Origin of the sequence: Providencia sp. PROV272, assembly GCF_049901975.1 — a bacterium.
Lineage (GTDB): Bacteria > Pseudomonadota > Gammaproteobacteria > Enterobacterales > Enterobacteriaceae > Providencia > Providencia stuartii.
Window position 1 is genome coordinate 3,790,137 of the sequence record NZ_CP096291.1, and the last position, 21,320, is coordinate 3,811,456.

Annotated in this window: 17 protein-coding genes; 9 read left to right on the forward strand and 8 right to left on the reverse strand. The window is 42.0% G+C overall.

The annotated features are described in order from the left end of the window. The first annotated feature begins 41 nt into the window (after nucleotides 1-41). The 3 genes from asd (at nucleotide 42) to M1E93_RS17585 (ending at nucleotide 4,782) form a co-directional block, all read left to right on the forward strand. Nucleotides 42-998, forward strand: a complete 957-nt coding sequence (gene asd, locus M1E93_RS17575) for an archaetidylserine decarboxylase (RefSeq protein WP_004915608.1) — start codon at nucleotides 42-44, stop codon at nucleotides 996-998. A gap of 38 nt (nucleotides 999-1,036) precedes the next feature. Next, complete coding sequence (gene mscM, locus M1E93_RS17580; protein WP_040132544.1) at nucleotides 1,037-4,378, forward strand: miniconductance mechanosensitive channel MscM; 3,342 nt, start codon at nucleotides 1,037-1,039, stop codon at nucleotides 4,376-4,378. Nucleotides 4,379-4,449: 71 nt separating this feature from the next. After that, nucleotides 4,450-4,782 carry a hypothetical protein gene (locus M1E93_RS17585; protein WP_076914533.1) on the forward strand — a complete coding sequence of 111 codons (333 nt, stop codon included), beginning with the start codon at nucleotides 4,450-4,452 and terminating at the stop codon, nucleotides 4,780-4,782. Nucleotides 4,783-4,791: 9 nt separating this feature from the next. Here the strand turns inward: M1E93_RS17585 and M1E93_RS17590 are convergent, their stop codons facing one another. The 6 genes from M1E93_RS17590 to pldA form a co-directional block, all read right to left on the reverse strand. Beyond that, the gene (locus tag M1E93_RS17590; RefSeq protein ID WP_004915601.1) at nucleotides 4,792-5,583 is read right to left on the reverse strand and encodes a tetratricopeptide repeat protein; all 792 of its coding nucleotides are present in this window, start codon (nucleotides 5,581-5,583) and stop codon (nucleotides 4,792-4,794) included. A 262-nt stretch (nucleotides 5,584-5,845) separates the two neighbouring features. Further along, nucleotides 5,846-6,559 (reverse strand): hypothetical protein, encoded by a 714-nt coding sequence (locus M1E93_RS17595; RefSeq protein ID WP_004915599.1) that lies wholly within the window; start codon nucleotides 6,557-6,559, stop codon nucleotides 5,846-5,848. A 223-nt stretch (nucleotides 6,560-6,782) separates the two neighbouring features. Next, on the reverse strand, nucleotides 6,783-7,589 hold the full coding sequence (gene yigL, locus M1E93_RS17600) for a sugar/pyridoxal phosphate phosphatase YigL (protein ID WP_004915597.1): 807 nt from the start codon (nucleotides 7,587-7,589) through the stop codon (nucleotides 6,783-6,785). 13 nt (nucleotides 7,590-7,602) lie between these two features. Continuing rightward, complete coding sequence (pldB, locus tag M1E93_RS17605; protein ID WP_426207039.1) at nucleotides 7,603-8,598, reverse strand: lysophospholipase L2; 996 nt, start codon at nucleotides 8,596-8,598, stop codon at nucleotides 7,603-7,605. A gap of 15 nt (nucleotides 8,599-8,613) precedes the next feature. Beyond that, nucleotides 8,614-10,440 carry an ATP-dependent DNA helicase RecQ gene (recQ, locus tag M1E93_RS17610; protein ID WP_004915592.1) on the reverse strand — a complete coding sequence of 609 codons (1,827 nt, stop codon included), beginning with the start codon at nucleotides 10,438-10,440 and terminating at the stop codon, nucleotides 8,614-8,616. Nucleotides 10,441-10,569: 129 nt separating this feature from the next. Continuing rightward, a complete protein-coding gene (gene pldA / locus M1E93_RS17615; protein WP_376738356.1) occupies nucleotides 10,570-11,433 on the reverse strand; it encodes a phospholipase A in 864 nt (287 codons plus the stop codon). 186 nt (nucleotides 11,434-11,619) lie between these two features. Between pldA and M1E93_RS17620 the strand changes: the two genes are divergently transcribed. The 6 genes from M1E93_RS17620 (at nucleotide 11,620) to prfH (ending at nucleotide 19,064) form a co-directional block, all read left to right on the forward strand. After that, complete coding sequence (locus M1E93_RS17620) at nucleotides 11,620-12,090, forward strand: thioesterase family protein (RefSeq protein WP_014657293.1); 471 nt, start codon at nucleotides 11,620-11,622, stop codon at nucleotides 12,088-12,090. A gap of 159 nt (nucleotides 12,091-12,249) precedes the next feature. Next, entirely contained in the window at nucleotides 12,250-13,140 is an 891-nt protein-coding gene (gene rarD / locus M1E93_RS17625; protein WP_004915578.1) for an EamA family transporter RarD, read from the forward strand. Nucleotides 13,141-13,852: 712 nt separating this feature from the next. Then, nucleotides 13,853-15,205 (forward strand): APC family permease, encoded by a 1,353-nt coding sequence (locus tag M1E93_RS17630; protein WP_004915576.1) that lies wholly within the window; start codon nucleotides 13,853-13,855, stop codon nucleotides 15,203-15,205. A gap of 104 nt (nucleotides 15,206-15,309) precedes the next feature. Next, nucleotides 15,310-17,031 carry an amidohydrolase gene (locus M1E93_RS17635; protein ID WP_426207040.1) on the forward strand — a complete coding sequence of 574 codons (1,722 nt, stop codon included), beginning with the start codon at nucleotides 15,310-15,312 and terminating at the stop codon, nucleotides 17,029-17,031. 288 nt (nucleotides 17,032-17,319) lie between these two features. Beyond that, on the forward strand, nucleotides 17,320-18,456 hold the full coding sequence (locus M1E93_RS17640; protein ID WP_072502700.1) for an RNA ligase RtcB family protein: 1,137 nt from the start codon (nucleotides 17,320-17,322) through the stop codon (nucleotides 18,454-18,456). Then, nucleotides 18,453-19,064 (forward strand): peptide chain release factor H, encoded by a 612-nt coding sequence (gene prfH, locus M1E93_RS17645; RefSeq protein WP_426207294.1) that lies wholly within the window; start codon nucleotides 18,453-18,455, stop codon nucleotides 19,062-19,064. The genes M1E93_RS17640 and prfH overlap by 4 nt, the downstream gene beginning before the upstream one ends. Nucleotides 19,065-19,117: 53 nt before the next feature. On the opposite strand, the gene M1E93_RS17650 is transcribed toward prfH, so the two are convergent. Then, nucleotides 19,118-19,702, reverse strand: a complete 585-nt coding sequence (locus M1E93_RS17650; protein ID WP_004915561.1) for a 2OG-Fe(II) oxygenase — start codon at nucleotides 19,700-19,702, stop codon at nucleotides 19,118-19,120. A 265-nt stretch (nucleotides 19,703-19,967) separates the two neighbouring features. Then, nucleotides 19,968-21,266 (reverse strand): hypothetical protein, encoded by a 1,299-nt coding sequence (locus tag M1E93_RS17655; protein ID WP_036942624.1) that lies wholly within the window; start codon nucleotides 21,264-21,266, stop codon nucleotides 19,968-19,970. Nucleotides 21,267-21,320: the final 54 nt, after the last annotated feature.

Here is a 21,320-nt window from a genome sequence, read left to right on the forward strand (position 1 = left end):
CTATCGAAACAAAATAGCCTATTTAAAAAAGCAAAGGTACAATGACTGCCTTTTTGCTAACTGGCCTTTACGAATTTGAGGTTAACGTGCTAGATAAGATTAAAATACGTTTGCAATATATGCTACCAAAACAGGGTCTTACAAGACTTGCCGGCTGGTTCGCCGATAAGAATGCAGGCTTTGTCACTCAATGGGCAATTAAGCTGTTTGCAAAAGCCTATAAAGTGGATATGAGTGAAGCACAAAAAAGCGAGTTCACCGCTTATGCAACGTTTAATGATTTCTTTATTCGGCCGCTAAAAGAAGAAGCGCGCCCATTAGTGACAGGAAAACACCAATTAGCGCAACCGGCTGATGGTGCGGTGAGCCAATTAGGTTCAATTCAAGATGACCAAATCTTTCAAGCCAAAGGTCACCATTATACGGTCGAAGCCTTGCTCGCGGGTAATTATCAGCTAGCTGATAAATTCCGTGGCGGTGAGTTTATCACAACCTATTTATCCCCTAGCGATTATCATCGTGTACATATGCCATGCGATGGGTTATTAACCGAGATGATTTATGTACCGGGTGATTTATTCTCTGTCAACCCATTGACCGCCGCCAATGTTCCCAACCTCTTTGCCCGTAATGAGCGCCTAATTTGTGTGTTTAAAACCGATGTGGGTCTGATGGTGCAAATCTTAGTCGGTGCCACTATCGTTGGTAGCATTGAAACTGTCTGGGGTGGTTGTGTTAACCAACAGCGTGAAGGGGTTATTAAGCGCTGGACCTACCCAGATCAACTGACTGAAGGTGCCGTATTCTTGAAAAAAGGCGAAGAAATGGGTCTCTTTAAGCTAGGTTCAACCGTCATTAACCTGTTTGAACCGAACGCTATTCGTTTTAATGCCTCACTGATCCCCGGCTATGCGACTCGTATGGGAGAGCTACTGGCGGAAACCGTGGCAAATGATACCTCAGTGGATACCGCCGCTGAGCAAATTGAAACCCAGTAATACCTTATATTGTTAATTGCTTGAAGGAGCTCCTGACTGTGCGTTTGATTATCGGTTTTTTTTTCAGCCTGCTAATCGCCTTCTCTGCGGCAGGGGCTTCCAATAGTACGCCAAATGAAGCACTGATTAAGCAAGAGCTTGCTCAGCTCGACCCCAGTAAAAACCCTAAAGATGCGGAAATAGCGCAAGCATTTCAAGGCGCACTTAACTGGATCAGTGAAGCCAATCAGTCGGAAGCTAAAGCCAAGTCTTATCAAGACGCCATCGATAATTTCCCTAAAATTATCAAGGGGCTAAGACAAGAACTACTCAATGAAAGCGATGAGCCAACCAATATTCCAACCAATATCAGCTTGTCTGAGCTTGAACAACAAATCATTCAAGTGAGTAGTCAGCTTCTCGATCAGGGAAGAAAGACACAGCAGGAGCAAGATAAAGGCCGAGAAATCAGTGAATCGCTAAGTGCATTACCAAAACAATTATCAGAAGCACGCCGCCTCCTTTCTGAAGCGTCATTTCGCTTACAATCACTAAGCTCTCCTACTACACCATTAGCAGAAGCCCAAACAACCTTAGCTCAAGCCGAAGTGAGTGCTCGCAAAGCTGAGGTTAATGAGCTTGAAATGGCGCAATTATCCGCGAATAACCGCCAAGAAATTTCACGCGTCGCTTTAGAACTGAATAAAAAGCGCTATAACCGGCTGGAGCTTGAATTACAAAAATTACGTGAAGTGCAAAATACGTTGCGCCAGCAAAAAGCGGTATTAGCACTCGAACACACCGAAATGCTTGCAGAACAAGGTGAGTTGACCCCTTTCCTTAAAGATCAAATTGATATTAACCGCAAGCTATCCCAAGAACTGACTGAGCAAGCGGTTCGTATGAACACTATCAGTACGAGCCAAGCAGAAATCTCCTCGGGAATACAAGATGCACGCCAAGCATTGACAACTATCCGCGAGCAAGCGCAGTGGCTTGATGGTTCAAGTACGTTAGGTGAGGCACTTCGTACCCAATTATCACGTTTACCGGAAATTCCTAAAAGCCAGCAGCTTAACCGTGATATGGCAGATTTACGGGTACAACGCCTAAATTATGAAGATATGCTAGACCGGTTATCCAAACTGGATACCGCCACACAAGAGACCGAAAATAATTTAAGCCCAGCACAAGCGCAAGTCTACTCATCATTAATTAAGACGCGTAAAGAGCTGCTAACCGCGCTCATTTCTGGCTTTGATACCGAAATGTTAGAGCTGACAAAATTAAATGTCGCCACTAGCCAGCTAACAGACGCATTAAAAGATGTTAAAGATGCGTCACACCGTTATCTGTTTTGGGTTGCCGATGCTCCACCGGTAACACTCCACTATCCTGTTTTATTGATAACAGATATTACTCAGTTGCTCTCTTTAGACACCTTATCGCAGCTCACTGGTGCCTTTAAAGTGATGTTAACAACTCAAGACACCTTCCTATATCTGTTTGGCTCGATCATTTTAGTGATTTTTAGTATTAGCACGCGTAAGCATTATCAAGACTTTCTAGATAGAGCAAGCTTACGCATTGGTAAAGTGACTCAAGACCACTTTTACCTCACCATACGCACGATTTTTTGGTCCATTATTGTGGCGCTACCACTCCCAATGATGTGGTCTGCCATTGGTTATGGCCTACAAAGTGCTTGGCAATACCCGATGGCGGCGGCAATAGGTTATGGTGTCAGTGCCACAACTCCCGTGCTATGGCTATTTATGATCAGTGAAACATTTTCACGCCCAACGGGTCTATTTATTGCGCACTTTGGGTGGGATAAAGATGCGGTAAAACGTGCGATGCGTTATTACCGGCTCGCGATTTTTGTCATCGTACCTCTGATGATGGCGCTGATCACTTTTGAGCACTACAGTGATAGGGAATTTTCTGCCTCCATCGGTCGCTTCTGCTTCTTGCTACTGTGCTTTGCATTGAGCTTAATGACAAACAATTTGCGCCGCACCCATGTGCCTCTCTACCTTGATAGACATGGTTCAGGGGATAACCTAATCAATAAAGCACTGTGGTGGATGCTGCTGGTTGCACCGATTATCGCTGCATTCTTCTCACTATTAGGCTACTTCTCAACGTCTCAAGCCCTGCTTGGCCGTTTAGAGACCTCTGTCGCGATATGGTTTGTATTATTGATTGTCTACCATGCTATCCGCCGTTGGATGTCAATACAGCGCCGTAAATTAGCCTTTGAACGAGCCAAACAACGTCGTGCAGAAATTTTAGCGCAAAGGGCCAAAGGGGAAGAAGATATTCACCAACCCAATGCGAGTGGCGAAGGGAACATTGATATTGATGAGCAAGTGATTGACCTTGATGCAATCAGCGCGCAATCCGTCGGGTTAGTCCGCTCAATCCTCACGATGATAGCGTTGGTTTCTCTCATTTGGCTCTGGTCTGAACTCCACACTGCATTTTCGTTCCTTGAAAATATTCGTCTGTGGGATGTAACCTCGACAATTAATGGGGTTGATACTGTTCAGCCGATCACTATGGGGTCTATCTTTATCGCCATACTGATCATTATCGTCACGACTCAGTTGGTGCGTAACTTACCTGCACTCCTTGAATTGGCAGTATTGCAGCACTTAGATTTAACCCCTGGTACAGGGTATGCCATCACGACATTAACCAAATACTCATTGACCATCATTGGTACCATCGTTGGTTTCTCAATGCTCGGGATTGATTGGTCAAAATTACAATGGCTGATAGCCGCCATGGGGGTTGGTTTAGGTTTCGGCTTACAAGAGATTTTTGCCAATATTATTTCTGGGTTGATGATCTTATTTGAAAAACCAATTCGAATTGGCGATACCGTGACGATCCGTAATCTGACAGGGAGTATTACAAAGATTAATACTCGAGCCACAACCTTAACAGATTGGGATAGAAAAGAGATTATTGTGCCTAATAAGGCCTTTATTACTGAGCAATTTATTAACTGGTCCTTATCTGACACGATCACGCGTATCGTGATGACGATCCCTGCTCCTGCCGATGCAGATAGCCAGCAAGTGACCTCTATCATACTCAGTGCGGCCGAGCGTTCCACGATGATACTTGATAACCCGAACCCAGAGGTTTATTTAGTTGATTTACAACAAGGCATTCAAATCTTTGAATTGCGTGTTTATGCTGCTGAGATGGGGCATCGGTTACCTGCACGTCATGAAATCCATCAAAACATACTGGCAGCATTTGCAGAGCAAGGCATTACCTTGCCATTCCCACCATTCCAAGCTCGAGTGGACATACGGGAGAATGCACTGCAAAGCGCAACAAACAACCTCTCTGGTCGCAACCCTCCGCGTAAATCCGGGGAGTTATAATGGTGATATTCAAGGTCAGCGGCCATCAAGCCGTTGGCCTTAATACTCAATCGATGAATTAAGGTAGAAAAATGAAAGCGCCCATTGAACCACAAGATGAACTGACTTTATTGCGAGTCTCTCAACTTGAGAAGATCGGCTCCATTCTGTTTTTTCTTATTCCACTCATCATCTTACTGGTGGTAGGTAAATCATTTGCAGTCAACATCCTGTATTTATGGCAAGTGCTGACCCTGCTATATATTGTGGCGTTTCGTATTTTGGTGAGTAAAGTATCAGATAAGCAACTACAGTTGGATGTGCGTCGGGGATGGGGATATAACCGTTTTTACCGTATGAGCTGGGCCTATCTTGTATTATCCGTGATCATTATGGTGGGATATCGGATCATATCCCACGAATGATCAGATCATTCAACCTGCTTTAAATCCATAGGATTGAATATAGTTCTCTGCTAATTTTTGCGCTTGCTTTAATTCGCTTTCGCTTAATTGCTCTGCGACTTTACTTTGCAGCCGATGGCTCTCTTTATTACCGCTATACACCGCGGTGGTTAGCCAAGCATAAGATTGCTGAAGGTTTTTCTTTACACCTTTCCCTTCAGAGTACATGACCCCTAAACGATCTTGTGCTTTTGCATCGCGCTGCTTCGCAGCTTTGCGGAACCAAAACACCGCTTTTTCATTATCGAGATCAACACCACTGCCGATAGAATACATTTGGCCAATATGGAATTGGGCAATCACGTTGCCCCCTTGAGCGGCCTTTCTGAACCAATAAGCTGCCTTTTCGAGATCTTGAGCGACACCAAGGCCTTGAGCATACATCATCGCCATATTGGTTTCTGCCCGTGTATCATTCTGTTTAGCCGCTTGTTGATACCAAAGCATCGCTTTATCGTAGTCTCGGCGAACGCCAAAGCCGTTCACATACATTGTTCCTAATTGGAATTGAGCGTCTGCATTGCCTTGATCACCCGCCTTGATAAACCATTCAGCAGCGACTTTAGAATCTTGAGAAACGCCATTACCTTTAAAATAGCGTTGACCGAGAAGATATTGTGCGGTTGGATCACCTTTTTGTGCTAATTGCGTAATTTGCTCTATTGTCTGTTGTGAAGGTGCCGATTTTATCGGGGGAGTAGCCAGTAATAATGAACTATAGCAAACAGAACCCAACAATAGCGCTAACGCAATTTTTTTCATCCTAAACAACCCTCAACAGTGCAAATTACCGACTGCGAAAACAGTGTGATCCATTATTATCGGCAAACTGCTGCTAAGCTATAGCCTAAACACACTGCCGACTCGTTGATAGTTTAATGCCACTTGCATACAGAAAGAATAGGAAAATTGACTTTATTGCAAATTCAGCATCTTTTTTTAAGTTTGTTGTATAAAATGAGATATTTCCTGATCCAAGTAAGGTGTCGGCAACACCTTACTTTCGTTATGGTAAGACACACGCTTACGGTTTAGCATGGCACAATTGATTGGGTAAAAAAGCATCGAGAGAGTTGTCTCGAAATACCGGTATTTCGCTTTCTGCTGGAGGGAGCGCACTAATATGGCTTGATAGCAATAACTCATCGGCTCTCTCTTGTATTCTCCGGTATAACACAATGTCTCGAGGTAGCTCCCCAGTTAACCGAAATACATTCAATGTTTCTTTAATCGGCTCAAGGTCACTATTAATCCCTTGTAGGTCATATTGAAGATAACCTCTCACTTCAATTAACTGCTGCATTTCCTCAATAATTTGACGGTATGAACCATAATAAGAATGACTAATGCGGCTTAATTCATCGTTAACTTTATCGAAAAATTCCTGTGATACTATAAAGCTATTTAGCATTTCAATATCATTATCAAATTGAGTGGCTTGATATAACGCTGGCCCAACATTAATTTTGCTAATCTCATCGAGTATATTTTTATATATTATTTGTTTTTCTAAAATCAATCCAAATAATTCCTTGTTATTTTCCAAATCAGATTTTAGATTATTTAATATACTGAAAATAAATTGAAAATCACCTTCGTTAACCTCATTATCTATTGAGTTAAAACTCATTTTAGCTGATTGATTTAATTGCAATATCCTCTCTTCATACAGCTTTATTGAACGATGGGCGAGACTTATTTTTTCTAGGAGCTTTTCCACTCTGACGTCGATATCCATACACATTCCCTCTATTTTCAAGCCTAGATAAACAATATTATTTTAATATTAATAGCATAGCTTAAACTAACTTAATTTAGAGTTAAAATTTATATTTCACATATAAACGCTGTTTTTATTTAATATTTAAATAGCTAAGCAGTAGGTGAATGAATAGATTTGCGATAATAAAATAGAGGTCGTTTTATCGACCTCTATTTTCGGATAACATTTAATTTTTACATTATGCTAAATAGAGCTTTCTTAAATAACGCGCTACCGCATCATCGGCATTAGAGCCAATGACCTCAAGTTGAGGTAATTCATCTTTAAGCATCTGGTGAGCATTTTCCATAATGCAACCTTTCCCTGACAAGGTCAGCATTTCTTTATCGTTCATACCATCACCAAAGGCGATACAGTCATGCACTTGATAACCTTGAAGTGCCGCAACTTGTTGCAGGGCTTCCCCTTTAGAAACCACACCAGCCATGACCTCTAAGCAACTACGTAGTGAAAAAGTCACATTAACACGATCTTGCCAACGTTCACGGATGCGATTTTGTAAATCTACCAACATATCGTGATCTTCACTGGTGTAATAGACTTTACAAACATCTGAAGTATCAAAGTTATGGCGATCAAATAGCGTGTACTGAAATACCGATTCTTTAAAGAACTCTTTCTGTTCGGGGCTTTCACGGTTAATAAACCAGTCATCTCCCCCGTAATAGTTGGTCACCAAATCAGGGTGATCAAACTCCATCAAGCACAACTCATGAGCAATTTCAGGATCAACATTATGCTTAAAGATCAATTCACCTTTTGTATTGTGTACCCGTGCACCATTCGACGTGATCATATAGGCATCAATACCTAAACCATCTCTAATTTGTGCAACATCCACATGGTGACGACCCGTCGCAAACACAAAATGGATATCTTGTGTTTCTACTAATTGTTTCAGTGTTTCCTTGGTGAAAGCGGTTAAATCATGATTAGGAGATAAAAGAGTACCGTCCAAATCAGAAGCAACAACAGGATATTTCATAAATCATTCCTAGCTAATACTGCTCAAAAAAATCACAGATAGCATTAAGCGCCATCGCTCTTAATGCATCCACTTCAAACAGGATTTCGTGGTGTGCCCCTTCAATCACGAGGGGTAATTTTTCTTCTCTTCCTGTCTGTGCTTTTTGCCGACTTTGACAAAAAGCCTGTAGCTCTCGATTGCTGACCACTTTATCTTCACTTGCTTCTAACACCAACAGTGGTACATCAATTTCTCCCGCCCGGGCAATTAGCTCATCGCCAATTGCAAAACTTTCTTTTAACCAATGATAGGTAGGGCCACCTAGCCGCAATTCGGGATAATCCGCATAATAGCGGAGATAACGCCGGTAACGTTCCTGACTGTGAGTCAACACATTGATCAAATAAGGCAACGGCTGCCATTTCCCCGTTGAAATCGCATAGTCATTACGCACACTGCGGTGTAGCTCCGCCCGATCAACAATAAAGCTCGCTAACCAGTGTGGGATCGGTAAATTAATCCCAATCATAGGGGCGCAAAACGCCGTTGCATCAAAGGTGACATTATCCCGTAATAAATAGCCGCCGAGGATCGCACTCCCCATTGAGTGGGCTAATGCATAACATTTGAGATAATGCCGACATTGCACTTCAAGTTCAACAAACTTTGCAAAATCATCAATATAGTCAGTAAACTTTTCAACGTGGCCTTTTTGTGGATCATCCAACATACGTCCGGAGCGCCCCTGCCCTCGATGGTCAATAATAAAGACATCGAAACCGAGGTGATAAAAGTCATAGGCAACTTCTGGGTATTTCATATAGCTTTCGCTACGACCAGGGGAGATAACAACGGCTTTATTATTTAGGGAATGGGTAAAACGAACATAGCGAATAGGAACATCATCGACCCCTAGAAATTCAGCTTCTTCTCTGCGCAACCAAAAGTCTAAAAGTGGACCGTTAGCAAATGCAGAAAATTGAGTTTCTCGGTTTAACCAATTTTCTTTCAGCTTTTCTGGGGTCATATGTATATCCTTTCGTCATTCGTAACCTTCAAGATGGTCCCTAATCAATGTCATAAAAGCATCACCAAAGCGTTCAAGCTTTTTCTCCCCCACACCATTAATTAACAACAATTCTGAAGGGGAAGCCGGACAATGCTCAGCCATCTCAATCAGGGTTGCATCATTAAACACAACGAATGGAGGAATATTCTCTTCGTCTGCTATAGATTTACGCAATTTGCGCAACTTAGCAAATAACTTCTTATCATAGTTTCCTCGATAAACTTTGCTTTGCTGATTACGGCTTTTTGCCACCAAAACACGAGGAACAGCAAGTTGCAAAGCGGATTCGCCGCGTAATATCGGCCTAGCTGCTTCCGTTAATTGCAACGCTGAAAAATGCGTAATATTTTGTGTGATCATCCCAAGATGGATCAACTGGCGGATAACGCTGACCCAATGCTCATGGGATTGATCTTTACCGATGCCATATACCGGTAATTTATCATGACCTAGTTCGCGGATGCGCTGATTGTTTGCCCCGCGCAAGACCTCAACAATATAACCAATACCAAAACGCTGACCAACACGGTAAATACAAGATAGCGCTTTTTGGGCATCCACTAGCCCATCATACTGTTTTGGCGGGTCTAAACAGATATCACAATTGCCACACGGCGCTTGCCTATTTTCACCAAAATAATTGAGCAGCACTAATCGGCGGCAAGTTTGAGCCTCCGCAAATGCAGCTATCGCATTCAACTTATGGCGCTCAATATCCTGCTGCAAGCCAGCGGGTTTCTCTTCAAGACAGCGGCGTAGCCATGCCATATCCGCAGGGTCATAAAATAGTACGGCTTCCGCTTCAACCCCATCGCGACCTGCTCGCCCTGTTTCTTGATAATAGGCCTCGATATTGCGAGGGATATCAAAATGCGCCACAAAGCGCACATTGGACTTGTTGATCCCCATACCAAAAGCCACTGTTGCCACAACAATTTGTAGGTTATCTTTTAAAAAAGCATCTTGTACCCACTCTCGTTGTTGGTTATCTAACCCTGCATGATAAGCTGCAACGCTTAACCCACGTTTTTGCAGACGCTCTGCCGTTTCTTCCACTTTGCTGCGGCTATTGCAATAGACAATACCCGCTTTACCTTTTTGTGCTTTGATAAAGAACCAAAGCTGATCAAGCGGTTTATATTTTTCGACTAAGGTATAGCGGATATTGGGTCTATCAAAACTGCTGATTTGTATCAAAGGGTCATGTAAGGCCAATAAACGTACGATATCGGCTCGTGTCGTTTCATCTGCTGTTGCCGTTAATGCCATGATAGGAACATCAGGGAAGTGCTGCCGTAACTGACCAATGGCGCGATACTCAGGACGAAAATCATGCCCCCATTGCGAAACACAGTGTGCTTCATCCACCGCCAATAAACTGATATTCCAACTACTCAGCTGGCTAAGAAAATAGTCAGTTAATAACCTTTCGGGCGCAACATACAGCAACTTGATGGCGCCTTGGGCGCATAAGGCCATCACGTCTCGCTGCTCTTGAGCGGTTTGAGAGGAGTTTAAACAAGCTGCTTTGATACCATGAAGGCGTAATTGGTCGACCTGATCTTTCATTAGGGAGATCAAAGGCGATACCACCAGCGTTACCCCCTCTTTAACCAGAGCAGGAACTTGATAACATAGCGATTTACCGCCCCCAGTTGGCATAAGCACCAAACAATCGCGGTTATCGAGTATGGCACGAATAACAGCTTCCTGCCCAGGGCGGAAAGACTGATAACCAAAAGTATTATTGAGTATACTTTCAGCCAGTGAAAACTGGGAGATCACTTCAGCTGTAGACACGCGGATCCTCAAATGACAAACTGATAGCTGCTCAATAGAGCAGCATCTAAATAGCGGGTTAGCACTCGGTGTTTTTCAAGGTATCACTTGAAATAGAGTTGCAGTATGCTAGCAAATAAGCGCTAATGACTAAAGCATATCATTTAGCATCACACCGATACCAAAACGTGTTTGTCGGTAATCATAATCAATCATCGATTCGCCATAGCCACTAAACAACTGGGTATATAATCGCACATGTTTGGTAATGGGATAGCTCCAACCCAATTCCGCGGCACCATAACCACTGTTCCAGTTGTAACGCCCTGTCGCGGTAATCACACTATCACCTAGAGCATAACCCACTTTTAGTCGATAGTAGCCCATGTATTTGGTGATATCTTTATTATCATCGCTGCCTTCACTCTCATGAATGCGATACCACGGTTTTAAATCAACTTGCCAATTGCCATTTTGTGCCATGGCCCGCGCATAAATGCGGTTCCAGCTGCGAGAGGTTGGCTCTGAGCGACCGTTCGACTCGTGGTTAAAGCCTGTTTCCAGCTCTCGTAATGTCCAACCTCCCCATTGATAATCTGTTGCCCAACCAATAAATAGCTGAGGTTCATAATTGGTTTCGCGAAATGGTGAAGACTCTTTTTTATTACTTAATTGCCACCAAGAACGCTGAGTATATGACGCCGCTAATACGGAGTTTTCCCCCGCAATCCCGCGCCATAAAGGGAAACCTAGACTAATCTGAAACTTTACTTCATCGCGCAATGCATCTTTACCCCAATCATAGCTTTTTATCGCCTCTTTATTCATAGATGAGGTATAGGTATAAATAATGTAATTGGATTCATAAGGGTAAAGTACAAAAGGACTCTCGTAATTTTGTAATAACCCAGAAATAATGCTGCCTCTAATTGGCGTTTTCTCTGTTGTATCTACGGAAGTTAATGTATCTGTATTTTCTGCGGCGAATAATGATACAGACCAAAAACAGAGCACAGTACCAACTAATTTGTGAAAAACGCGCATTCTGTTATTCCTATTCTGAAAAAATCCCAAAAAAGTTTATCTCATTTTACACACAAAATCTGACAACTGCTGAAAGATTATTCGTTCATTTCATAGAGACATATTTTATACATAGTGATAACTTATTATTCACATATTTTTTAAAGGATGAATAAGATGAATGACCGTACTTATACATTAGAAGAAGCAAGTAAGCTCATGAGTGATGCGTTTATCTATAAAATGCCTTTTAATCAGCTTTTGGGAATACAATTGGCTCAGATAAATGATGATTTTGTCCAACTAACAATTAAGAATCGTCCAGAATTGATTGGTAATTTTACACAAAACATTCTTCACGGTGGTGTCATTGCATCAATATTAGATGTCGCTGGTGGCATGGTATGTATTAACCGTATTCTCCAACGGATCACACCATTAGTGCATCAAGATATTGTCGATAAAATGTCAAAAATGGGCACCATTGATCTACGAGTTGATTATTTACGTCCTGGTCGAGGTGAAGTGTTTACTGCAAGCGCCAGTTTATTACGCGATGGCAATAAAATTGCAGTGACGCGTTGCGAACTACATAACGAACGTAATCAGCATATCGCAACAGCCACGGCCACTTATCTCATTGGATGAAACGAGAAAGTAAAAAATTAGTTACTTACTCAACTAATAACTTGTAAAAAAACTCGAGCAATGTCACATTAATAAGGTCATAAATCGAGCCGATATTTTCTAAGGCTCGATATCTCAATCGACTTACTTTTAGCCGTTTATTCAAATTCAGAGCCAATAATGAGCCAACAAAATACCATCAAAGGCGTGTTATGTGCCTTGGGCGCTTATTTAATTTGGGGCGTCGCACCTATTTATTTTAAAACCATCCAAGAGGTGCCGGCAGAAGAGATACTGACTCATCGTATTATCTGGTCATTTTTCTTTATGTTGGTTTTATTAACTGCAACAAAACACTGGAGCTATATGCGCCAAGTGTTAAAGCAGCCTAAAAAAATCCTTATATTAGGCGTCACCGCGGTGACTATCGCTTCCAACTGGCTAATTTATATTTGGGCCGTTAACCATGGATATATGTTGCAAGCTAGCCTAGGCTACTTTATTAACCCTCTGGTGAACGTTTTATTTGGAATGCTATTTCTGCAAGAGCGCTTTCGCCGCATGCAGTGGGTCGCGGTTATTTTAGCCTTAACGGGTGTTCTTATTCAGTTATGGCAATTTGGCTCCGTTCCGGTTATCGGACTTAGCCTCGCCGTGACTTTTGCAACCTACGGTTTATTACGGAAAAAACTTGGAGTTGATGCCCAAACGGGAATGACATTTGAAACCCTGTGGTTACTCCCAGTGGGCGTTATTTTCTTGCTGTTCTTTGCCGATAGCCCAACCAGCAACATGGCAATGAATGATTGGCACTTAAATGTGTTATTAATCCTTGCTGGTGTTATCACAACCGTGCCATTGTTGCTATTTACTGAAGCAGCTAACCACCTTCGCTTGTCGACACTGGGCTTTTTCCAATATTTAGGGCCAACTATTATGTTTTTACTCGCGGTATTTATCTACGGCGAAAAAATGACATCAGAGCTACTCGTGACATTTGGCTTTATTTGGGTCGCATTAATTTTATTTACCTTGGATGCACTTTACACACAACAAAGGTTAAGAAAGTAATTCCTGCAAATTGCCTATATAAAGGCAAAGTCCAAAACACTGACCTTTATTTATTTATGAATAAAAGGTCAGTGTTTCATTTTATGGAACTGAATGAGTTAATTTATTTTAAGCATAATAGACAATATGCTAATTCATCGCGTTTATCTAAATGTTAACTCAACCTAAATATATTAAAAAAAGCCCATTTATTATTAAAATAAGCCATAACTCTCGACAATATAAAACACTCACCTTTCAGTAGAACCCACTTTTACGCACAAAAGAAAAACCCATAAAATCAAAGTGTTGAATGATAATCCAATAGGGTTGCGTTACGCTTAAAACAGGCTATTATTAAATTTATCTAAAATTAAATTCCGGTTTATCTCTAAATTAAAACCAACTCTTTGAAAAAAAGTCATTTTTTATTTTTTAATAATTAATCATTGCGTTAAAGGAACATCGACTCTATATTGTACGCCGCTTGTATTCACCCCAGCGGATGGTGATGGTCCGATTCATCACTGACGTTTCATTAAAGTGCGCACGATGACATGTAATTTATTTATGTCCTGGTGCGAGGTTTTCTGAAATTGAATACAGGTCCGCTCTAAAAAATTTTTTAAATACAATAGTGTAGTCAGTTTATATGGCTGCATTTTAGGTTCACTCCGCCTGTGTATTCAGAAAGAGTTGATAGTTGTTAAGGGCTTTTGGGAAGGGCTTAAAAATGCAACAGAATACCGTTCAAATGAAACGTGTACTGACCACGCCTGCGCTCATTTTCTTTGGGCTGGCTTATATGGTGCCACTCGGGATTTTCACTACCTATGGACAAGTGACAGTATTAAGTGAAGGCCATTTGCCTATCGCTTATCTTGTGACATTGGCTGCCGTTCTCTTTACTGCCATGAGCTATTGCCGTATGACGAGTGCGCTACCTCTTTCGGGTTCTGCATACTCTTATGTGCAAAAAACATTTGGCGGAACATTGGGTTTCCTAGTCGGTTGGGCGCAATTACTCGATTATTTATTTTTGCCGATTATTAACTATATTGCGATTGGGATCTTCGTGCATGAAGCTTTCCCTAATATTCCAATGCCAGTCATTATCTGCACCACGATTGCCGTTGTCAGCATCATGAATATTTTAGGGATCAAACTCGTCTCTTCAATGAATATGCTGATTATTAGCATGCAAATTGTCTTTATCGCCGTATTCTTGTTCTTGAGCTTTAAGACTAATTTTGTGCTAGATACAGACGCACTACTCGCACCGATTACGCTAACGGCAGATCAAATGCCTGGATTATTCGCGGGTGCTGCCGTGCTATGTTTGGCCTTCTTAGGTTTCGATGCCATTTCAACCATGGCAGAAGAAACAAAAGATGCGCGTAGCACATTACCAAAAGCGATTATTTATACCGTCTTTATTGCGGGTGCGCTGTTTATCATCATCTCTTACAGCGCCCATTTGAGTTATCCATTATGGCAAGACTTTATTCCAAATACCGATATTGCTAGCCTCGCGGTCATGGAAAAAGTCGGCGGCGCAATGATGGCATCTAGCTTTATTACCGCTTATGTCATTGGTGTCTTTGCCTCAGCCATGACATCACAAGCCAGCATTGTGCGTATTTTCTATGCGATGGGGCGTGATGGCGTCTTGCCACGCTCAGTTTTTGCGTACCTGCATCCCAAACTGAATACCCCTGTGTATTCAATCATTTTTGTTGCCATCGCATCACTGCTTTCGCTGGTGCTTTCGCTCAGCATGGTAGCTTCAATGATTAGCTTCGGTGCACTGATTGCATTTACCTTTGTGAACTTGTCCGTGATTAAACACTTCTATATCGATCGCAAAGAAGCGCTTGATGGTAAAAAATTTATCACTTGCCTGATTATGCCGTCGATTGGTGTCATACTCACCCTATGGTTATGGACAAGCCTAGATAAAGAGGCCTTTACTGTGGGCCTGTGCTGGCTAGCGGCTGGTGCATTTTATCTCACATTGCTCACACATGGTTTCAGACGTCGTCCACCCGCAATTTCAGACGATGAGACCAATATGATCATCAATTAGTACCTATACTTTAGTACACGTATGATAATAATGGGGATGCATAATTTCCCCATTATTTTTGTTCCTGCCCATACCGATAGGGCCCTGATAAAGACTGGTTAGAAATGAATAATAAAGTTGCAGATGTCATTTATTTCAACGGTTATATCTACACCGCAGACAAGCAAAACAGTGTTGTAGATGCCATTGCCGTACAAGATGGCTACATTATCGCAAGTGGTACTTCAGAGGAATTACACCAATACGTTGGGCCGGAAACTGAGAGTATCGATTTAGAAGGCAAAATGATGATGCCCGGCATCATCGATGGCCATATGCACCCATTTTGGGGTGGGATCCAGCTATTTGGCTGCCACCTCAACTACGAGTCGCTAACGATTGAGCAGATACTACAACGTGTCCAAGATCATTTAGATAAAGACCCGTGTACCGGGGAAAATGATTGGCTAAAAGTCACAGCTTGGCTACGCCAAGGTATGCTACCGGCAGGTATTGATATGTACCGCGAGGACATGGACAAACTGAAAACCAATCGCCCTGTGGTGCTGTTTTCCAATGACTGCCATACACTGCTAGCAAATAGCCGTGCTTTAGCATTGTTTGGTATCACCAAAGACACCCCTGAGCCACCCGATGGTAAAATTGGTAAACATGCTAACGGCGAACTAAATGGGATTTTAGAAGATGCACCGGCGATGCGTGCAGCAGACAGCATCCCATCAATTCGCGATGACCAAGCCATTGAAGTTGCTGAACTGGTACAAAAAGTGTTAAACCAGCAAGGTGTAACCACCGTAATGGATGCCCGTGTTTCTGAGCAGCAATTAGAAGCCTTTGCTGAACTACAACGTCGCGAAGAGCTGACCGTTCGCTTTCAAGCTGCTCGCGAGATCACGCCAGATGAAACTCCGGATGTCGCCTCAGTTGCAGCCGCTGTCGATAAAGCCGTCGCTTTCGCTAAAAAATGGCACCAAGCTGATTGGACGCCAGCGCCGGGGATCGGCCTGCGAAATATCAAAATGTTTGTCGATGGTGTGATGCAGTTCCCAACAATGACGGCTTCACTATTGCAGCCTTATCGCATCAATATCGGCACCGATGAAGTTCCAAATTGGGTTGAAACAGATAACTATGGCGATTTGTATTTTACTGCTGAAATTCTTGATGAATTGATGGAAAAGATTGCGGCGGCAGGTTATGACCCACATCTACATACAGTCGGTGAAGGTGCCGTTTCTATTGTGCTTGATGCCATCGAAAAAATGCGTGCAGCCCATCCAGAAAAAGATATTCGCCCAGGCCTTGCTCACAATGAATTGGTTCATCCAAAAGATTATGAGCGATTTGCACGCCTCAAAACGATCGCTTGTCTTTCATTCCAGTGGGCTGCGCCAACCCCTGAATTAGCCGCTTTTGAGCGTAACATGCTCGGTGAAGAGCGTTTTGAACAATTAGAGCCTATCGCGAAGTTTATCGATGCGGGTGCTGTGGTCGCCTTTGGTAGTGACTGGCCGATTGATGATTTTGACGAATGGTATGATTTAAAAGTCGCAGCCACTCGCCGTGGACGTGATATCAATGGTAAACCAGCCCCTCGCTTGGATAATGACCGTGATATGACGGTCATTGAAGTCCTTCGTTCAGCCACGATTGACTCTGCCTATGCTCAACACAGAGAAGATGTGATTGGCTCACTTGAAGTGGGTAAATTTGCAGACATGATCGTGCTCGATCGTAACGTATTTCAGATCCCAGCTGATGATATTGAAAATGTGAAGGTATTACGTACGATTATTGGCGGTAAGACCGTCCATATCGCGCAGTAACTTGATATCTAAGCTCAATAATTAAACGGCTTACCGTCTTTCTGTAAGCCGTTCTACAAAGCGTAAACAATTCTTAATCAGCAACACTCTTGTGAAAACCGCTTGCAATCCCCCATCCCTGTCGTTATTATCCGCTCGTTTTTAACCATCTCACACACTGCAAGGAGGAACATCATGACAACAATTCATCACACTCTTTGCGGGCGTACTCAGAAATAGTCTCTCTATCTCTCCAGTTCTTGCCTGCTAAATCACCTTATTTTTTCCTTAAAAATGAGTTAATGACTTATGGGCAATATTATTCATTCTGTCAGCGAACACGTCAGTTATATCGCGACAGAAAATACTTGGATTGAAAGTAAAGCAATCCAACAGTTACAAACAACCGCAGCGCTCCCTAATATGGTTTCCGTGGTAGGCATGCCAGATCTACATCCTGGTCGTGGTTACCCAATTGGTGCGGCATTTTTCTCAACACAACGTTTCTATCCTGCATTGGTCGGTAATGATATTGGCTGTGGAATGAGTTTATTTCAGACCGATATCAAGACCACGAAGTTAAACTTGGATAAGTTTGAAAAACAGTTATCCACAATGCCGGATAGCGCCCCCTTAGAATGGCTCGATGAGCATGTTCCTCATGAAATGAAATCCCATCATTTTATGTCCTCACTCGGCTCGATTGGCGGCGGTAATCACTTTGCTGAATTTCAAATCATCGACAAAATATTTAACGATGAGTCGATTGCACAAAGCGGTTTAAATAAAAAGTGTGCATTACTGCTTGTGCACAGTGGATCCCGAGGATTAGGGCAATCCATATTACGTCAACATGTTGAAAATCATAGCCATAATGGCCTTGAAGAGCATTCAAATGACGCGAAAGCCTATTTAGAAGCTCACCAACATGCATTATCTTTTGCCGAACTAAACCGCCAATTAATTGGCTTACGCATGTTGCAGCAGGTCAAGGCAAAGGGGGAAATGGCCCTTGATGTTAATCATAACTTGGTTGAACCTTGCACGATTAACGGCATACAAGGTTGGCTCCATCGCAAGGGGGCAACCCCTTCTGACAAAGGCATGGTCATTATTCCTGGGTCACGTGGCGATTTCAGTTATTTAGTTCTGCCTCATGCAAGTGAGGTGAGCTTAAATTCACTCGCTCACGGTGCTGGCCGCAAATGGATGCGTACTGAGTGTAAGGGGCGGTTGTCTCACCGCTATACTCCATTGCAGCTATCGCGTACTGCATTAGGTAGCCGAGTCATCTGTGCTAATAAACAATTGATCTATGAGGAAGCTCCACAATCCTATAAGTCGATTGAAACCGTGATTGAAAGTATGGTGGGAGCAGGGTTAATTGAGGTTATCGCACGTTTACGCCCCTTACTCACCTACAAAACCAGTGGGGAGTGTGCATAACGTTATTACAATTTTCTTCTGCACAAGGCCCCGAGGAGTGCTGTATCGCTGTTGAAAAAGCACTGGCTTGCTTTTTTATTGAGGCTAAAAAACGTGAAGTCATGGTCAATACGCTCGAAACGGTTGCATCAAAACATGGCTTAAAATCTGCTTTGGTCGCTTTAGAAGGGCATGGTGCTGAGGAGCTAGCTCAGTTATGGTCTGGGACAATACAGTGGCAGTGTCAAAGCCCCTTAAGGCCAAAACATAAACGGAAAAATTGGTTTATTAATGTGATCCGCTTTTCGCCGATTCAAACCATTGAAGAGAGTGATATCGAGTTTGAATTTATAAAAGCTCAAGGTCCTGGCGGGCAGCATGTTAATAAAACCTGCTCCGCGGTAAGAGCAAAACATCTTGCAACAGGGATCAGTGTCAAAGTGCAATCTGAGCGTAGTCAGCATGCCAATAAAAAATTAGCTAAGCAGCTTATTTATTGGCGCTTAAATGAATACCAAGATCAGCAAGCATCGGCATTAAATAAACAACGACATAATGCGCATTATCAAATAGAAAGAGGAAATGCGAACATTATCTTTTCTGGACAAGCATTTAAACAAATTAATTAATTCATTTACAGCCCACCTCCGTAAGGAGGTGGCATTCATTGGATAGATAAAGCTTAAAGTATTTTTTCCGTCAAAAACCATCCGGCAATACTTTCACGCTTTTGTTGGGTAGGTAACACTTCATGAGGGAACTCTTCAGACATAAATACAATCATCCGACCGGCTAAAGGGTCAAGCTGAAATAGCTTATTATCCTGCTGATCATACACGACCAATTCACCCCCATCCCCAGATTTCCATGCTTCGTTCATATAAAGCACAGTCGTCACCTTACGCCGCCCTTGCCCTTGGAAATTATCCACATGTTTTTTATAAAATGCCCCATTAGGATAACGGCAAAAATGGGTTTCAAAATCACGCAATCCCATATAGCACGAGCGATTTAGCGCTTGGCGGATTTCATCCATCTTCGCCATATAACTGGCGATAGGCTCGCCCATTTCAGACTCTAGCCAAATTGTCTGATCACCGCGAATGGCTTTATTGCCATGCAGTGACTCACCGTTACCTATGCGCGCATCATGCAGATTATCAGGAATACAGCCCTTAATAGCCTCTATTTCTGACAGGTTCAAAAAATCATCCCACACATACCAACCCTGTGTAGAAAGAGAATCAATTAGATTATTCAATGACATGATAAATATTAGAAAGGTTATTCGGTATGATTTTATACTTCACTGTGTGGAAAATTTAAAATTAAAAACTTAAATCTTAAAGATTAAACTCTCGAATCAAAGTAACCTACCACAAGATAACAATTTTAAATTAGTGAACCATTTGAAAAACAACGATATTACAAACAAACCCCAAGAGTGCTCACCACTAGGATGAGCACGCCCTAATGAAACCAATGACAATTAATCTATTTTACGCCCTAGTCGAACGCTAAGGCCTCAACCATCAACACGTTCCATGCCCACAAAATGCGGTTTTCCCCATACAAAATTTTAGTGCGGCTGATGCACCCTCTCTATTGTCCTTCGTTGCATACGTAAAACAACTCACAGCTTCTGGGGCTTTTTCAAAACTTGAGATTTGCTCACTCAATAGTTGAGAGGACGATGAAATAAGTTTTGACTCCACCATTTTCTGGTCATCGCGATAGGCGGTAAGCAGTGCAATACGGGAAGATAAATATTGTTCGCTAATATTTGCTAACTGCTCTTGCTGAGCTTTTAATAACGAGTACACCGAATTCACTTCTCGATGAAACTTCTTAATATAAGCCTTAGTTGCATTATCCATAAAATCATGGATGGCAACATTAGTCTCTTTGAGTTCATTTAATTTATTCGAAATATAATTATTATTTTTTAACTCATTTAGACTATCAATATAGTTTTGTAGCTCGGTAGGATCCATTGTTAAATACGCATTGTCATCACGGCTTATATTAAGCGCATTTATAACGTTACTGTAGTGATTATTGAGTATTTCGATATTATTTTTCTGTGTCTGAATCGCAATTTTCGTTGCATTACCTACAGAGAGAAGTAACTCTTTATTTAAACCCGTCTGTTTTGATGCGCCTCTCGCAGACCATGCTGTTAATTTACGCGATAGCGCTTCTATTTTGTTAATTTTTGAATTCGCCCCTTTAAAAGCATGTTTAATATCTGAAAGCGCCTTATCACACAATTTGGTTTGCCTTCTATAAGCATCAAGGTAATCCAACGTCGTCACCTTTAGTGCAACCTGTACGCTCTCTAAGAACGGGCTATTTACTGGCGTCTTCTCTAATGATGATGGACTGTTGCTGCTTAACGATGAAACGCGTTTATCCAATTCAGTGAATCTATCCATTGTTTGCCCGATTGCATGACGTGCCGTAAAGCGCAATTCACTCATTACCGACTCAGGAAACTCAAGATCAAATTTGATCACGCCATGACTAAAAGCCCCAGGGAAAGGCTGTTTACCCCGTTCAAAAGCACGTAATGATGAGCTGTAATTGGATAACTGTTTTAATATTATTTTATTGGCTTTTTCAATATGATAAATAGCGCTATTAATCCATTGTATTAGTTGTTGGTTTCTTTTATATTGCGCTACATATGGGCTCGTAGTTAGATGATTTATTTCTGTTTCTAATACTCTTAATACAGATTGATTATCACCGATAAATTGATCATAATCCTTTTTAATTGCATTAAACTTATTTTTATAATTAGTTATATCATCTCTATTTACAAAATCCATTTTATTTTCCCTTAGTTTTAAATAAACGTACTAGCTGATAGCAATACGGAGCGT

Excerpts from the sequence above, each read along its gene's own strand:
- asd (WP_004915608.1), top strand. The coding sequence starts at position 42 with ATGACTGCCTTTTTGCTAACTGGCCTTTACGAATTTGAGGTTAACGTG.
- M1E93_RS17585 (WP_076914533.1), top strand. The coding sequence starts at position 4,450 with ATGAAAGCGCCCATTGAACCACAAGATGAACTGACTTTATTGCGAGTC.
- M1E93_RS17590 (WP_004915601.1), bottom strand. The coding sequence starts at position 5,583 with ATGAAAAAAATTGCGTTAGCGCTATTGTTGGGTTCTGTTTGCTATAGT.
- M1E93_RS17595 (WP_004915599.1), bottom strand. The coding sequence starts at position 6,559 with ATGGATATCGACGTCAGAGTGGAAAAGCTCCTAGAAAAAATAAGTCTC.
- yigL (WP_004915597.1), bottom strand. The coding sequence starts at position 7,589 with ATGAAATATCCTGTTGTTGCTTCTGATTTGGACGGTACTCTTTTATCT.
- pldB (WP_426207039.1), bottom strand. The coding sequence starts at position 8,598 with ATGACCCCAGAAAAGCTGAAAGAAAATTGGTTAAACCGAGAAACTCAA.
- M1E93_RS17620 (WP_014657293.1), top strand. The coding sequence starts at position 11,620 with ATGAATGACCGTACTTATACATTAGAAGAAGCAAGTAAGCTCATGAGT.
- rarD (WP_004915578.1), top strand. The coding sequence starts at position 12,250 with ATGAGCCAACAAAATACCATCAAAGGCGTGTTATGTGCCTTGGGCGCT.
- M1E93_RS17630 (WP_004915576.1), top strand. The coding sequence starts at position 13,853 with ATGCAACAGAATACCGTTCAAATGAAACGTGTACTGACCACGCCTGCG.
- M1E93_RS17635 (WP_426207040.1), top strand. The coding sequence starts at position 15,310 with ATGAATAATAAAGTTGCAGATGTCATTTATTTCAACGGTTATATCTAC.
- M1E93_RS17640 (WP_072502700.1), top strand. The coding sequence starts at position 17,320 with ATGGGCAATATTATTCATTCTGTCAGCGAACACGTCAGTTATATCGCG.
- M1E93_RS17650 (WP_004915561.1), bottom strand. The coding sequence starts at position 19,702 with ATGTCATTGAATAATCTAATTGATTCTCTTTCTACACAGGGTTGGTAT.
- M1E93_RS17655 (WP_036942624.1), bottom strand. The coding sequence starts at position 21,266 with ATGGATTTTGTAAATAGAGATGATATAACTAATTATAAAAATAAGTTT.